The organism is Candidatus Deferrimicrobiaceae bacterium (genome assembly GCA_035256765.1).
Taxonomy (GTDB): domain Bacteria; phylum Desulfobacterota; class Deferrimicrobia; order Deferrimicrobiales; family Deferrimicrobiaceae; genus CSP1-8.
Genome location: DATEXR010000010.1, coordinates 1 through 14,308 on the forward strand (window position 1 = coordinate 1; position 14,308 = coordinate 14,308).

Here is a 14,308-nt window from a genome sequence, read left to right on the forward strand (position 1 = left end):
CGCTCGAAGGGGGTGCGTGAGGGCCGCGGAGACATGGGCGGTATTATATAAGGAAATCCGGCCGGAAAGGGTTAGAACGCGGGGAAGCTTTGGAGAAACCGGGAGAGGATCCCCTCGGGGAGGAAGGTCGCGCCGTGCGGGACCCTCCCGAGGTACCGATCCCCCGCGATCCGTCGCACCTCCCCCTCGTTGCTTTCCCTCGCCGGGGACCGTTCCGCGGTCCGGTCGTTGAGGATCACCCCGAGGAGGAAAAGCCCCTCCGCCCGAAGATAGTGCGTGGTGAGCTTCAGGTGGTTCAGGACCCCGAGGCGATTCTCCGCCACCACCAGCACGGGGAGACGCGCCTCCCTGGCCAGGTCGGTAAAGGAATACCCCTCCCGGATCTCCACCGTGACTCCTCCCGCACCCTCCACCAAGACGATGTCGGAGACTTCGGCCGCCCCCGCGATCGCCGCACGGATCCGCCCGGTATCGATCGTCACTCCGTCCCGGCGCGCGGCAAGGTGGGGGGAAAGCGGGGCCGATAGAGGATACGGGCAGACCTCGGGGAGGGGCAGGCGCGGGGCGATCGCTTCCCGCAGGAGGGAGGCATCGGCCGGGAACGGCGCGCCGTCCGCGCCGGTTTCGCACCCGGACTCCACCGGCTTCAGCGGCCGCACGGCAAGCCCCTCCCGCCGCATCGCTTTCCCGAGCAGGCAGGAGACGTACGTTTTCCCCGCCCCCGTATCGGTCGCCGTGACAAGGATGGCCTTCCGGGGGACATTCCTGGCTATTATCTTTTCCCGGCTCAGGAGTGTCCCCCCCCAAGAACCGCTTCGATCGCCCAGGCGGCGGAGCGGACCAGGAACTCGATCTCCGATTCGGAGGAGGAGAGGGGCGGCATGAGGACGATGACGTCGCCCAGGGGGCGGAGGATGACTCCGCGCTCCCTCACCTTCCGGACCACGCGCTGACCGATTTTCTCCCCCGCCGGGAACCGCTCGCGGGTCCCGCGGTCCGCCACGATCTCGATCCCCGCCATCAGCCCCTTCCGCCGGATCTCCCCCACGTTCCGGTGCCCGGACAGCTCCGCAAGCTCCCGCGCCATCGTCTCGGAGAGGCGGGACACCCGGGGGAGGACCTCCTCCCGCTCGAAGATCGAGAGGGTCGCGATCGCGGCCGCGCATCCGAGGGGGTTGGCGGTATAGGAATGACCGTGGAAAAACGTCTTGAACTCCTCGTACCGTCCGAGGAACGCCCGGTAGATCTCCCCGGTCGCGAGCGTGGCCGCCAGCGGCAGGTACCCGCCGGTCATCCCCTTGGCGACCGCCAGGATGTCCGGCGCGACCCCCTCCTGCTCGCAGGCGAACATCGTCCCCGTCCGCCCGAAACCCGTGGCCACCTCGTCGCAGATGAGGAGGATGCCGCATTCCCGCGTCACCGCCCGGAGCCTCGCAAGGTACCCTTCCGGCATCAGCAGCATCCCCGCCGCCCCCTGCACGAGCGGTTCGACGATCGCGGCGGCGAGCCGGTCTTTCCGGGCCCGCATCTCCGCCTCCATCCGCTCCGCGCAGAAAAGATCGCAGGAAGGCCGGGTCAGGCCGTAGGGGCAGCGGTAGCAGTGGGGGGCGGGAATCCTCCGGGTCGAGAACAGCAGCGGGCGGAAGATCTTGTGGAAGAGGTCGATCCCGCCGGCGGAAACGGAGCCGATCGTGTCGCCGTGGTACGCCTCGGAGAGGGTGAGAAACTCCTGCCTCGCCCGTCCCCCTCCCTCCTGCTGGCGCCAGTACTGGAACGCCATCTTGATGGCGATCTCCATCGCGGTGGATCCGTTATCGGAATAGAAGACGCGCGAGAGCCCCGGGGGGGCGACGGCCAGAAGCTTCTCCGCGAGTTCGATCGCGGGAGCGTGGGACAGCCCCAGGAAGGTCGAATGGGCCACCCGGTCGAGCTGGGAGCGGATGGCGTCGTCGATCTCCTTCCTGCGGTGCCCGAACAGGTTCACCCAAAGCGACGAGACGCCGTCGAAATATTTCCGCCCCTCCGTGTCGAAGAGGTAGTTTCCCTCGCCGCGCTCGATGACGAGCGGGTCGTCCTTCTCCCAGTCCGCCATCTGGGTGAAGGGGTGCCAGATCGTCGCCTTATCCCTGGTTTGCAGCCGTCCCGTCCGCTCCAATTTCTCTCTCCCGAAGCGCCTCGTCGATCCTTGTCGCCGCCGTGCGTACCATCTCTTCGGTGTGCGTGGCCATGAGCGTCAGGCGCAGGCGGCCCGTCCCCTCCGGCACCGTGGGGGGCCGGATTCCGTGGACGAACACCCCCCGGTCGAACAGCGCCCGGGAAACGGCCATCGTGTCCTCGTCGGACCCCACGAGGATCGGCACGATGGCGGTGTCCGAACCGGCCTTCCGCCCCCTCGCCTCCATCTCCCCCCGGAACGTCTTCCCGTTCTCCCACAAGGCCGAAAGCCGCCCGGGCTCACGCACCAGGAGGCCGAGCGAGGCAAGCGTCGCCCCCGCGATCGCCGGGGGAAGGCCGGTGTTGAAGATGAACGGCCGGCACTTGTTGATGAAGTAGTCGACCATCTTCCGCGTGGAGCACAGGTACGCGCCATACGTGCCCAGCGCCTTCGAGAAAGTCCCCATCTGGATCTCGACCCGGCCGGTGAGGCCGAAGTGATCCGCGGAACCGCGCCCGCGGGGGGGGAGCACCCCCGTGGCGTGGGCGTCGTCGACGACCAGGATCGCCCCGTGCCGCTCCTTGACCGTAACGAGGTCGGGAAGCGGCGCGATATCCCCGTCCATGCTGAAGACGCTGTCCGTCACCACGATCTTCCGACGGGAGGAGGAGGACTTGAGGAGGTCCTCCAGATGGGTGACGTCCGCGTGCCGGTACACCTCCACGCGGGCCCGTGACAGCCGGCATCCGTCCACGATGGAGGCGTGGTTCAGCTCGTCCGAGAAGATCGTCGCGTCGTCGTTGCCGAGCGTGGACAGGATCCCCAGATTGGCCATGTACCCCGCGCTGAACGTGAGACAGCTTTCCGCCCCTTTGAACCGCGCCACTGCCTCCTCGAGCTCGGCGTGGACGTCCATGTGCCCGCTGATGAGGCGGGAGGCGCCCGATCCGACCCCGTAGCGGCCGGCGCACTCCGCGAGCGCCGCGACCACCTCCGGGTGGTTGGCCAGACCCAGGTAATTGTTGGAAGAGAAGTTCAGCACTTCCCTCCCCTCGATCACGATCCTGGCGTCCTGGGGGGAGGAGAGCCGCCGCAGAAAGCGGTACCGCCCCTTCTCCTGGAGAGCCGTAATCTCCTCGGTGAGAAAGGAAAGGTCCATCAGGCGGGGAGGACGGTCAACCCCAGGTCGCGGATCATCCGGAGGTCATCCTCCGCCGGTCGTCCGGCCGTCGTCAGGTAGTTCCCCGCCATCGTCCCGGTCGCCCCCGCGGCGAAGATGAGGCTTTGCAGGTCCCGCAGATTCACCTCGCGGCCGCCGCAGACGATGATCTCCCGGCCGGGATGGACAAGCCGCATCATCCCGATGATCTTGAGGCAGTCGAAGGGGGCGAGCCCCCCTCTTCCCTCGAGCGGCGTCCCCGGGATCGGGTTGAGGAAGTTGACCGGGATCGAGTCCACGGCAAGCTCCCGAAGCGTTACAGCCAGTTCGACGCGGTCCGCGGCCGTCTCGCCGATTCCGAAGATCCCCCCGCAGCAGACCCAGGCCCCGGACGCTTTCGCCGCCCGGACCGCCCGGACGTCCTCCTCATAGTCGTGCGTCGTGCACATCGAGGGGAAGAAGCTCCGGGACGTCTCGAGGTTGTGGTGCACCGACCGGAGCCCCCGCGAAAGAAGATAGGTCACGTCTTCGGCCGACAGGTTCCCGAGGCTCACGCACGTCTCGATCCCCACCTCGGCCCGGATCCGCCCGATGGCGTTCCCCACCCGTTCGAGCTCACCGCGGCTGCGCATCGCGAGCCCCGACGAAACGATCGAAAACTCCCTGGCCCCGCGGGCCTTCGCCTCCCGTGCGGCCCGGATCATCTCCTCCTCTTCGATGAGGGGGTATTTCCGGATGTCGGCCTTCGACCGGCGGGACTGGGAGCAGAAAGAGCAGTCCTCCGAGCAGAATCCGGATTTCGCGTTCACGATGGAGCAGAGCCGTATCGCGTCCCCCTTGAAGCGTCGGCGGACGCCATCCGTCACGTCGAGGAGGCGCCAGAGGTCTTCCCGCGGCAGCGCCAGGACGGCAAGCGCGTCCTCCGCCCCGATCCCCTCCCCGCTCATAGCGTTTTCCCGAATCCGTTTCCAGAAATCTTCCAAGAAGCCCCTCCCCAGGAAAGCAGCGACCTCCCATTGTCGGCGGAACCCGGCGCCGCTGTCAACCTTTATGCCGGCGGACAGGTTTACAGAGGGGAAGGGGCGGGCCTTTCCCGATTCCCCTGTCCCGGGGAGGGTCGTTTTTCCATTACAATAAGAGAAAGCGGAAATTCTTTTTCTCCCCTGCGAAAGGGAGGTCATGGGAAAAAAGATACGGCTGGTGGTGTTCGACCTGGACGGAACACTGGTCGATTCCAAGGTCGACCTGGCGAATTCGGTCAATTACGCCCTGGGGGAGTTCGGATTCCCCTCCCTTCCGAACGGGACCATCTACTCCTACGTGGGCAACGGAGCCTCGACGCTCATCCTGCGGTCCCTGGGGACCGGCGGGAAAGAGATCCTCCCTCGCGTCCTCGAGACGTTTCTCGCCCATTACCGGGGACACTTGCTGGACACGACCGTCCCCTATCCGGGAGTCCGGGAGAGCCTTTCCGGGCACAACGGCGCCTTCGAGATGGCGGTGCTGACGAACAAGCCGATCGACATGACCCGGGCGATCCTTACCGGACTCTCGCTCTCCCGGCACTTCGTCGACGTGCGCGGGGGGGACAGTTTCGGGAGCAAGAAACCGGACCCGGAAGGACTGCTGCGCATCATGGAGAAGCGGGGGACGACCCCTGCGGAAACCCTCATGGTCGGGGACTCCGTGAACGACATCCTCGCCGGGCTGGGGGCCGGGGTCGCTACGTGCGGCGTCACCTACGGACTCGGCGCGGAGGGATTCGCCATGCACCCCCCGGACTTCACCATCGACCGGTTCCCGGAGCTGTTCGAGCGGATCCGCCCGATCGGATAAAGGGGAAATTTACGGCCGTGCGTCCACCCGGATCGTTCCCCATCCCCGCCATCCTCCTGTTCGCCGGGATCGTGCTTGTCCTGCGGCTTGCCTCCCGCTATCCCTCCCCGATCCCGCTGTTCCAACCCGACCTGCTGGGCGCGGCCCTGTTCCTTTATGCCCCTTTCCTGTACTACCGGCGCGGACGGGCGCCGACCTGGACCCGGCTTGCGGACGCGAAACAAAGCGTGGTCTTCTTTCTGGCGCTGGGGGCGGGGGGAGCGTTGGCCTTTTTCCTCGTTTCCGCTCTCCCTCTTCCCCTCTTCCCCCGCTCGCCCGGGGCGGGAGTCTCCTCCCTGGGCGCTCTCCTCTTCCGCCAGGCGATTCTCGTCGCCCTTCCCGAGGAGGTCTTCTTCCGGGGGTACCTGTACGACGCTTTCGAGGAGAAGGGGTGGGAGCCGGTCACCGCCTCGTCCCTTCTCTTCGCCGCGGGGCACCTGGCCATTCACGCGTCGGCGTACCGGGCGCTCACCTTCTTTCCCGCCCTCGCGTTCGGGTGGGCGCGGAAAAAAACGGGCAACATCTACGTCCCCGTGCTCCTGCACCTGCTGTACAACCTGTTTCCCTACCTGTCGGGAGGACCGGGATGAGCGGCGTCCGGGTGGCGTCCGGCCACCTCTTCTTCTTTTTCGCCTATGACGTCGGATTCGACATCTCCCTGCCGGAGGCGTCCCTCCTCTCCGAGGGGTCCGAATCGCCCGGGGTCGCCGGCCTTCGGCCGGTCCCCCAGCACCTGCAGTACCATCCCAAGCCGCTTCTTCTTGCCCCCGTACCCGTGGAGCTGCGCGCCGGCGCTTCCGCTTTCCGCCTGTCGGCCACCGTGAAGATCTTCGACTTCGGGGCGCTTTCCGTCGTCCTGTGCCTGCCCGTGCCCGACACGCCGTGGGAGGAATACGCCCGGACCGCGCTTCTCCTCGCCGGCGAGGGGGGAGTCGAGGAGGCCGCCCGGGATCTCGCCGTCCGGCTGTCCGAGCGGATCCGGCCCGCCGTGACCCGGCCGGGATTCGCGGAGATCGTGGAGGACTATCGCGTATGGCACGTCGGGGCGTTCGCCCCGGAGATGACCGGGTCGGAAGCCCTCGCGCGCCTTTCCCAGGACATCGCGCGGCTTTTGACGCTGGAACAGGGGGAGTTCAGCGGGGTGGCGATCGAAGACATCCTGCGCAACCCGATCCGGTACTTCGAGAACGACCTGGTCCTCTCCGCGTGGGACGCTTCCTTCGTCTTCGACCGAAGGTTCCAGGACACGGTCGACATCCTCGAGTTCCTGAACGCGCAGATGCTCGAGCTGCGCTTCTTCGACCGCGTCCTGCACGCCGCGATCGACGAGATGGGGGTGGAACTGCACAAGCGACGGAAGCTTCTGTCCCTCCTGGTCGACCCGTACGAAAAACCGCTCCGAAAACTTTCCGAGATCAAGATGGACGTCTCGATGGTCCGGGAGAGGATCAACAACGCCCTCAAGGTCGCCGGGGACGCGTATCTCGCCCGGGTGTACGAGGAGGCGCGCAGGAAGGCGGGGACGGAGAGGTGGGAAGGGACGATCCGCGACCAGCTGAAAACCCTGGAGGACATCTACACGATCCTGAACAACCGGGCGGCGGCGGCCCGCGCCGAGACGCTGGAGGTCATCATCATCGTGCTCATCGCGCTCGAGATCGTGATGGGGTTGCTCCGGCGCTGACGGCGGCTGCGCTTTCTGGTACCATTCACGAAGACCACCTGGGAGGGGAAAAAATGAGGGTACGGACCATCGACCAGCTCGATCTCTCCGGGAAGCGGACGCTCATCCGCGTCGATCTCAACGTCCCCCTGGACAAGGCGGGGAACATCACCGACGACACGAGGATCAAGGCGATCCTCCCCACGATCCGCCTGTCCATGGAAAAAGGGGCGAAGACGATCCTTCTGTCCCACCTGGGGCGCCCCAAAGGGAAGGTGGTCCCCGAGATGAGCCTCTCCCCCGTGGCGAAGCGCCTCGCCTCCCTCCTCGGGAGGGAGGTTTCCTTCGTGCCCGACTGCGTCGGGGAGGCAGCGCAAAAAGCCGTGGCCTCGATGAAACCGGGCGACGTCCTCCTTCTGGAGAACGTGCGGTTTTTCCCCGGCGAGGAGAAAAACGACGAAGCCTTCGGGAAGCAGCTCGCGGCCCTGTGCGACGCATACGTGAACGACGCGTTCGCGACCGCCCATCGGGGGCACTCGTCGAACGTGGCCGTCACCCGGTTCGTCCGGGAGAAAGCCGCCGGGCTGCTCATGAAGAACGAGATCGCCTATTTCGAGAAGGCCCTCGTCTCCCCCGCACGCCCGCTGGCGGCGGTCTTCGGCGGGGCCAAGATCTCCGGGAAGATCGAGGCGATCCACAACGTCCTCGGGAAGGTGGACAAGATCCTCATCGGCGGGGCCATGGCGAACACCTTCTTCGCCGCCCTGGGGTACGAGGTGGGCAATTCCCTCTACGAGGCGGAAATGGTCCAGACCGCGGGCAAGGTGATCGCGACCGCCACCGCCCGCAAGCTCAAGTTCTATCTCCCCGTCGACGTCGTGGTCGCCGACCGGCTCGACGCGTCGGCGGCCTCGAAGACCGTCCCCGCCCAGGAGATCCCCGTCGGGTGGACCGCAGCGGACATCGGGCCGGCCACATCGCTCCTCTTCAAGGAGGCGCTGCAGGACGCCAAGACCATCGTCTGGAACGGGCCGCTCGGGGCGTTCGAGATCGGTCCGTTCTCCAACGGAACCTACTCGATGATGCGGGCCCTGGCGGAGAGCGACGCCATCACCATCGTCGGCGGCGGGGACACCGACACGGCGCTGCACAAGGCGGGCCTGTTTTCGAGGATGTCCTACGTATCGACCGGCGGCGGGGCGTTCCTCGAACTCCTGGAAGGGAAACGGCTCCCCGGCATCACCGCGCTCGAGGAGGGGTAGAACGGGGGCTCAGTACTCAGCTCCAGTACCCCCGCTTTTTGTGCTCCTCGATCTCCTCCTCGATCATGCGGAGGTGGCGGCGCTCCTCCTCGAGGAGTTTCCGGTACATCTCCTGTCCCCTCTCGTCGTTGGCCTCCTCGAGGAACCTCGTGTAGAACTCGATCCCGACTTTCTCGTGCTTGCGGGCCTCGAGCAGGTTTCGGTTGAACCGCATCAGCTCGGACGCGCCGACATAATCCACTCCGTACTGCCCCTTCCTCTCGCCGGGATCCTTCCGCTCCACCCCCCGTAGCCTTCGAAGAAACGATCTCATCGTTCACCTCCCGGGGGATCCTCCCCCGGCCCGAAGCTCCTTCCCGGTCCCGGCCGGCACCGGACGAAACGCCGCCCGCCGGGAGGCCCGAAAGTCGGCCGTTTCCCGCGGCGGAGGAAGGAGCGATCGCTTTTTTCCATTGTATAATCATGAGGAGAACCCGATCAAACCCTTTTCCCGGGCGGCCCCCGAAAGGAACGCACGGATGACCCGCGCCTCTGCCGAATCCCGGATCGAAGAACTGCGAAAACGGATTCGGTACCACAACGAGCGTTACTACCGGGATGACGCTCCCGAAATCTCCGATGCGGAGTACGATGCCCTGTTTCGGGAGCTTACGGAGCTCGAGGAGGTCCATCCCGAACGGTTCGACCCGGATTCGCCCACGCAGCGGGTGGGTGCGCAGCCCGTGGAGTCGTTCGGAACGATCGTCCGGGAAGTTCCCATGCTGTCGCTCCAGAACGCCTTCGGCGAGGACGAACTGCGGGACTTCGACGTCCGGGTGAAACGGTTCCTGAAAGGGCGCGGGATCCCCGAATCGGCGGTCGACGCCTCCGGCTACGTCGCGGAGGTCAAGATCGACGGCCTTGCCGTGGAACTCACCTACGAGAGAGGAAGGTTCCTCCGGGGCGCCACGCGGGGAGACGGTGTCCGGGGCGAAGACGTGACGGGGAACCTCCGGACGATCCGGGATGTCCCCCTGGAAATCCCGCGGAAGAAGACGGCCGTCGATCCGCACTCCTCCCGCGCGATCCGGAAAGGACCCCCCCCGATCCTCGACGTCCGGGGCGAGGTGTACATGGACCGTCGGGACTTCGAGGAGATGAACCGGGGAAGGGAGCGGCGGGGGGAGTCGACCTTCGCGAACCCGAGGAACGCCGCCGCGGGCTCCGTCCGCCAGCTGGACCCGCGCGTGACGGCCAGCCGCCGACTCTCCCTGTGGGTGTACGGGACAGGCAGGGGGGAAGGCCTCTCCTTCGCCACCCACGGGGAGGAACTAGGGCTGCTTGCCGGCTGGGGATTCCCGGTCAACTGGGCAGGGACACGACTTTGCCGCGATATCGGGGAGGTGATCGAATTCTACCGCTCCATGGAGAAGGGCAAAGACACCCTTCCCTTCGAGGTGGACGGTGTCGTCGTCAAGGTGAACGACCGGAATCTCCAGCGGGAGATGCGGGAGGTCTCCCGCTCCCCGAGGTGGGCCGTCGCGGCCAAGTTCTCGCCCGACCGGGCCGAGACGACCGTTACGGACATCATCGTGAGCGTCGGCCGGACGGGGACGCTCACCCCGGTGGCGATCCTCTCCCCGGTCAACGTCCGCGGCGTGACGGTCCGGCGGGCCACGCTCCACAACCAGGACCTCTTGGACGAGAAGGACATCCGCATCGGGGACCGGGTCGTGATCCAGCGGGCCGGCGACGTGATTCCGGAGGTGGTCGAGTCGATTACCGCGAAACGGGGGGACCCGGGCAGGGGAAAGTCTTTCCGAATACCGGCAAGCTGCCCGGTATGTTCCTCCCCCGTCGAGCGGGTGCCGGGGGAGGCCGCTCACCGGTGCACGGGGAAAGGATGCTCCGCGAAACGGAAGGAATCGCTTCGCCACTTCGTCTCCAAGGACGCGTTCGACATCGAGGGATTGGGGACGAAAATCCTCTCCGCGCTGGTGGACGGAGGACTGGTGTCCGAACCGGCCGATCTGTACGCCCTGGACCGCGCAACCCTCGCCGGAAGGGAGCGGCTGGGGGAGAAGTCGGCCGACAACCTCGTGCGCGCGATCGAGAATAGCCGCACCCCCACCCTGGCCCGGTTCCTGTACGGTCTGGGGATCAAGCACGTCGGCCGGCACCTGTCGGAGGTGCTTGCGCGCCATTTCGGCGCGATCGACGCGGTCCGTGCGGCGACCCCGGCGGAGTTCATGGAGATCCACGAAATCGGTCCCGAGGTGGCGCAGAGCGTCTCCGCGTTCTTCTCGTCGGAGGAGGGGAAGCGCACCGTGGACCGGCTCCTCCGCGAGGTGACGATCCGGCTCGGGCATCCCCGGGAGGGGAAAGTCTCGGGAAAGACGTTCCTCATCACGGGGACCCTCGGCATGCCGAGGGCGAAGGTCCAGGAGATCGTGCGCAGGGAAGGGGGAGCAGTCGCCGCCGGTCTGAGCAGGAAGGTCGATTTCCTGGTGGCGGGCGCGGATCCCGGATCGAAACTCGCGAAAGCACGGGAGATGGGGATTCCGGTGATTTCCGAGAAGGAACTCCTGCGCATGACGGGAGAGGCGGAGGGATAGATGAAGACGGTGACGCAGGCCCGTGTGGTCGTGTCGGGACGCGTCCAGGGGGTGTTCTTCCGCGCATCGACGCGAGACGTGGCGTCGCGGTGCGGCGTATGCGGCTACGTCCGCAACCTCCCGGGACGGCAGGTCGAAGCGGTCCTTCAGGGGGAACGGTCTGCGGTGGAAAAGGTCATCGCGTTCCTGCGCGAGGGACCGCCGGGCGCGGTCGTCACGGACATCGCCGTGGACTGGCGCGACCCCGTCGAACCGTACGAAGGGTTCCATGTCCGTTACTGACCTCCACCCTGCCGTCCACTGGCGGCCTGAGGGCGGCGCCGTGCGATGCGGGCTGTGCCCGCACCGCTGCCTCATCCCCGAACAAGAACGGGGACTCTGCAAGGTGCGCGAAAACCGCGGGGGGCGGCTTTTCGCCCTCACCTACGGCAAGGTGTCCGCCGTCCAGTTCGACCCGGTGGAGAAGAAGCCGCTCTACCACTTCCACCCGGGCAGGCCGATCCTGTCGATCGGGTCGGTCGGGTGCAACTTCCATTGCGGGTTCTGCCAGAATTACCACCTGGTGGAATGCTCGGTGCCCCTGTCCCCCATGCCCATTCCCGACCTTGTCCGGGCGGCGCGGAGGGAGGGGGCGGTGGGGATCTCCTACACCTACAACGAGCCGTTGATCGGGTTCGAGTTTGTCATGGACTGCGCCCGGGAGTTCCGCAGGGCCGGAATGGCCAACGTTTTGGTCACCAACGGGTACGTCCTGCCGGAGCCGCTTGCCGAGCTCCTCCCCCTCGTGGACGCAATGAACATCGACCTGAAGTCGATGGACCCGGAGTTCTACCGGAAGATCTGCGGGGGGACGCTCGCGCCCGTGCTCGACACCATCCGGGAAAGCGCGAAATCCACGCACGTGGAGATCACGACCCTCCTCGTCACCGGGGAGAACGACTCGGAGGAGTCGATCCGCGCCGTCGTGGACTTCGTTGCCGGGGTCGACCCGGAAATCCCCCTGCACTTTTCCCGGTACACGCCCATGTACCGCTTCACCGCCCCCTCCACGCCTCCCGCCCGGCTCGCCGCGGCCCACCGGATCGCCCGGGAAAAACTTCCGTACGTCTACGTGGGAAACTACCCCTTGGAAGGGGCGGAGAACACGGTCTGTCCGTCCTGCGGAGCGGTCGTCGTCCGGAGGCACGGGTACCGCACCGACCGTTTCGGTCTCGCGGGGAACCGTTGCGTTTCCTGCTCCGCGGTGCTCCGTTTCGTGGTATAAATACAGGATGATACACGTTCTCGCCCCGCGCCGGCGAGAAGCGCTGGGGGTCGCAATCGCCTCGCTTCTCTTCTTCCTTTTCCTCATGACGGCGCCGCGATTTACGGTTTGCGCGGACAACGTCGCCGGGGGGGGGAATTCGTACGAGGAGAGGGCCGCCGCGGAGCAGAGCACGCGGACCCTTTTCCGGCGACTCGAGGTGGCGTCCCTCGTGCTCATCCTCGTTGCGGGAGGCGGGGTGATTTTATGGGCAGTCAGGAGGAAATAGCCTTTGAAGATTCCTTCGCACCGGAAAATCCTGGTCGTGGACGACGAGCTGCAGGTCCTCACCTTCCTCGACGATCTCTTCCGGACGGAAGGGTGGGAGGTGCAGACGGCCGATTCCGGGGCCTCCGGGATCGACAAGCTCGAGCAGGGCCGTTTTGACATCGTCCTCACCGACCTGAAGATGCCCGGCCCCGACGGGATCGAGGTGCTCCGCACGTCCAAAAAACTCCAGGCGGACGCCGAAGTCATCATGATGACCGGCTACGGCACCGTCGATACCGCCATCGAGGCGATGCGGGCAGGTGCGTTCCATTACCTCGCGAAGCCCTTTCAGGCGGAAGAGGTCCTCCACCTCGTCGACAAGGCGTACGTCCAGCGGCAGCTGAAGAGGGAAAATCTTTTCCTCAAGTCGGAATCTCGCAGCGGCCACCTGCTCCACTCCGTCGTCGGAACGAGCGCACCCATCCAGGAAGTCGTCGCCGCGGTCCAGCGGCTCTCCGACACGGACACCCCCGTGTTGCTGGTCGGGGAGCAGGGAACAGGACGCTCCTTCTTCGCCCGGATCTTGCATTTCCACAGCTCGCGTTCCGCGGGACTCTTCGTCCCCGTGCACTGCGCGGGGGTCGACGAGGGGCTGCTGGAGGGGGATCTCTTCGGGTACGCGACGGGCGCCCACGAGGAGGCCGCGCTCCCCCGGCCGGGAAAACTCGCGATTGCGAACCACGGGACCATCTTCCTTTCCGAAGTCGGGGAGGCGGGGCAAAGGGTGCTGGACCGCATCGCCACCCTTCTCACCGACCGCACGATCACGCAAGTCGGAGGCACCCAGGAGGTCGAACTCGACCTCCGGGTGATCGCGTCCTCGTCGTCGGATCTCGAAACGCTTTTCGACAGGAAAAAGGTGCCGGAGAAGATTCGCGACCTGTTCGCCCCGGGGACGATCCGCCTTCCGGCGCTCCGCGAGCGGTCGGAGGATATCCCCCTCCTCCTGCACCATTTTCTTTTCGAGGAAAACCGGGAGCGGAAGAAACCGCTGCGGGGATTCAGCCCGACGGCCGTCGCGGCTCTCGCCGCCTATTCCTGGCCCGGGAACGTCCGGGAGCTCATGGCCCTCGTGAAGACCCTCTCCGCGCGGAAGAAACAGGGTACGGTGGTGGACGCGGCGGACCTGCCCCCCGAAATCCTCTATGGACGGAGAGGAAGGAAGGCGGTGGAGGAGACCAGGGCCGCCTCGGAGGAAACCGAAATCCGCACCACGCTCCAGGATCTCGATAAACTGATGGTTCTCCAGGCGCTGGCGCTCTCCGAGTGGGACAAAAAACTGGCCGCCGAGCTGCTGAACATCGACGTTCCCGCGCTGGAGGAACTCATGCGCCGCAACAAGATCGAGCCATGACCCGGGGGCCGTCCGGGACGGACCGCCTCCGAGGAGGATCGCGCCCGTGAAGGCCTCCTTTTTCCGCGAGCACGGAGACCTCGACCGGATCCGGTACGGCGACCTTCCCGACCCCGTCCCGGGGCCGGGGCAGGTGCGGGTCCGGGTCCGCGCGGCCGCGCTCAACCATCTCGACATCTTCGTCCGGGCCGGGATCCCGGGGATCTCCCTCGCACTGCCGCACGTGATGGGGGCGGACGGCGCGGGGACCATCGATGCCGTGGGCCCGGGAGTCACGCGCGTGAAGCCCGGCGACGAAGTGGTCCTGAACCCGGGCATTCACTGCGGCACATGCGAGTTCTGCCTTCGCGGGGAGCACTCCCTCTGCGTCACCTTTCATCTCCTCGGCGAGCACCTCTGGGGAACCTTCGCCGAATACGTCGTCGCCCCCGAGATCAACGCCTACCCGAAACCCGAGGGTCTCCCCTGGGAGGAGTCCGCGGCGTTTCCCCTGACCTTCCTCACCGCCTGGCGGATGCTCGTCACCAAGGCAAAGGCGAGGCCGGGGGAGTCGCTTCTCATCATCGGGATCGGGGGGGGCGTTTCCCTCGCCGCGCTTCGGATCGGAAAAATGCTGGGGCTCACCGTCGGCGTCACGTCCGGCAGCACGGAGAAGATCCGGCGCGCGCAGGAG

General features: G+C 66.4%; 15 protein-coding genes. 10 read left to right on the forward strand and 5 right to left on the reverse strand.

The genetic code is table 11. The features are described from left to right. Positions 1-71: 71 nt before the first annotated feature. Genes bioD through bioB form a run of 4 tightly spaced genes read right to left on the reverse strand, consistent with a single transcriptional unit; the run spans position 72 to position 4,297 of the window. Positions 72-860 carry a dethiobiotin synthase gene (gene bioD, locus VJ307_00225; protein HJX72550.1) on the reverse strand — a complete coding sequence of 263 codons (789 nt, stop codon included), beginning with the start codon at positions 858-860 and terminating at the stop codon, positions 72-74. Next, the gene (bioA, locus tag VJ307_00230) at positions 788-2,155 is read right to left on the reverse strand and encodes an adenosylmethionine--8-amino-7-oxononanoate transaminase (GenBank protein ID HJX72551.1); all 1,368 of its coding nucleotides are present in this window, start codon (positions 2,153-2,155) and stop codon (positions 788-790) included. Before bioA ends, bioD begins: the two co-directional genes overlap by 73 nt. Next, positions 2,121-3,314 carry an 8-amino-7-oxononanoate synthase gene (bioF, locus tag VJ307_00235; protein HJX72552.1) on the reverse strand — a complete coding sequence of 398 codons (1,194 nt, stop codon included), beginning with the start codon at positions 3,312-3,314 and terminating at the stop codon, positions 2,121-2,123. The genes bioA and bioF overlap by 35 nt, the downstream gene beginning before the upstream one ends. After that, positions 3,314-4,297 (reverse strand): biotin synthase BioB, encoded by a 984-nt coding sequence (gene bioB, locus VJ307_00240; protein ID HJX72553.1) that lies wholly within the window; start codon positions 4,295-4,297, stop codon positions 3,314-3,316. Before bioB ends, bioF begins: the two co-directional genes overlap by 1 nt. A 196-nt stretch (positions 4,298-4,493) precedes the next feature. On the opposite strand from bioB, the gene VJ307_00245 reads away from it, so the two are divergent. The 4 genes from VJ307_00245 to VJ307_00260 are packed head-to-tail and all read left to right on the forward strand — an operon-like array spanning position 4,494 to position 8,114. Then, complete coding sequence (locus VJ307_00245) at positions 4,494-5,150, forward strand: HAD-IA family hydrolase (protein HJX72554.1); 657 nt, start codon at positions 4,494-4,496, stop codon at positions 5,148-5,150. Between the two features lie 17 nt (positions 5,151-5,167). Further along, positions 5,168-5,779 carry a type II CAAX endopeptidase family protein gene (locus tag VJ307_00250; protein ID HJX72555.1) on the forward strand — a complete coding sequence of 204 codons (612 nt, stop codon included), beginning with the start codon at positions 5,168-5,170 and terminating at the stop codon, positions 5,777-5,779. Beyond that, a complete protein-coding gene (locus VJ307_00255; GenBank protein HJX72556.1) occupies positions 5,776-6,873 on the forward strand; it encodes a hypothetical protein in 1,098 nt (365 codons plus the stop codon). The genes VJ307_00250 and VJ307_00255 overlap by 4 nt, the downstream gene beginning before the upstream one ends. Before the next feature lie 53 nt (positions 6,874-6,926). Beyond that, positions 6,927-8,114, forward strand: a complete 1,188-nt coding sequence (locus tag VJ307_00260; GenBank protein ID HJX72557.1) for a phosphoglycerate kinase — start codon at positions 6,927-6,929, stop codon at positions 8,112-8,114. A gap of 16 nt (positions 8,115-8,130) precedes the next feature. On the opposite strand, the gene VJ307_00265 is transcribed toward VJ307_00260, so the two are convergent. Then, positions 8,131-8,427, reverse strand: a complete 297-nt coding sequence (locus tag VJ307_00265) for a hypothetical protein (protein HJX72558.1) — start codon at positions 8,425-8,427, stop codon at positions 8,131-8,133. 205 nt (positions 8,428-8,632) lie between these two features. Here VJ307_00265 and ligA point away from each other — a divergent pair, with 205 nt between their 5' ends. The 6 genes from ligA to VJ307_00295 form a co-directional block, all read left to right on the forward strand. Next, positions 8,633-10,708, forward strand: a complete 2,076-nt coding sequence (gene ligA / locus VJ307_00270; GenBank protein ID HJX72559.1) for an NAD-dependent DNA ligase LigA — start codon at positions 8,633-8,635, stop codon at positions 10,706-10,708. Next, the gene (locus tag VJ307_00275) at positions 10,709-10,990 is read left to right on the forward strand and encodes an acylphosphatase (GenBank protein ID HJX72560.1); all 282 of its coding nucleotides are present in this window, start codon (positions 10,709-10,711) and stop codon (positions 10,988-10,990) included. After that, entirely contained in the window at positions 10,977-11,972 is a 996-nt protein-coding gene (gene amrS / locus VJ307_00280; protein ID HJX72561.1) for an AmmeMemoRadiSam system radical SAM enzyme, read from the forward strand. Before VJ307_00275 ends, amrS begins: the two co-directional genes overlap by 14 nt. A gap of 7 nt (positions 11,973-11,979) precedes the next feature. Continuing rightward, entirely contained in the window at positions 11,980-12,240 is a 261-nt protein-coding gene (locus VJ307_00285; GenBank protein ID HJX72562.1) for a hypothetical protein, read from the forward strand. A 3-nt stretch (positions 12,241-12,243) separates the two neighbouring features. Further along, complete coding sequence (locus tag VJ307_00290) at positions 12,244-13,635, forward strand: sigma-54 dependent transcriptional regulator (GenBank protein HJX72563.1); 1,392 nt, start codon at positions 12,244-12,246, stop codon at positions 13,633-13,635. Between the two features lie 46 nt (positions 13,636-13,681). Then, a partial coding sequence (locus VJ307_00295; protein HJX72564.1) for an alcohol dehydrogenase catalytic domain-containing protein occupies positions 13,682-14,308 on the forward strand: 627 nt, incomplete at its 3' end.

Coding starts and splice junctions, on each gene's coding strand:
- VJ307_00255 (HJX72556.1), top strand. CDS start 5,776: ATGAGCGGCGTCCGGGTGGCGTCCGGCCACCTCTTCTTCTTTTTCGCC.
- amrS (HJX72561.1), top strand. CDS start 10,977: ATGTCCGTTACTGACCTCCACCCTGCCGTCCACTGGCGGCCTGAGGGC.
- VJ307_00260 (HJX72557.1), top strand. CDS start 6,927: ATGAGGGTACGGACCATCGACCAGCTCGATCTCTCCGGGAAGCGGACG.
- ligA (HJX72559.1), top strand. CDS start 8,633: ATGACCCGCGCCTCTGCCGAATCCCGGATCGAAGAACTGCGAAAACGG.
- VJ307_00275 (HJX72560.1), top strand. CDS start 10,709: ATGAAGACGGTGACGCAGGCCCGTGTGGTCGTGTCGGGACGCGTCCAG.
- bioF (HJX72552.1), bottom strand. CDS start 3,314: ATGGACCTTTCCTTTCTCACCGAGGAGATTACGGCTCTCCAGGAGAAG.
- VJ307_00285 (HJX72562.1), top strand. CDS start 11,980: ATGATACACGTTCTCGCCCCGCGCCGGCGAGAAGCGCTGGGGGTCGCA.
- VJ307_00245 (HJX72554.1), top strand. CDS start 4,494: ATGGGAAAAAAGATACGGCTGGTGGTGTTCGACCTGGACGGAACACTG.
- VJ307_00265 (HJX72558.1), bottom strand. CDS start 8,427: ATGAGATCGTTTCTTCGAAGGCTACGGGGGGTGGAGCGGAAGGATCCC.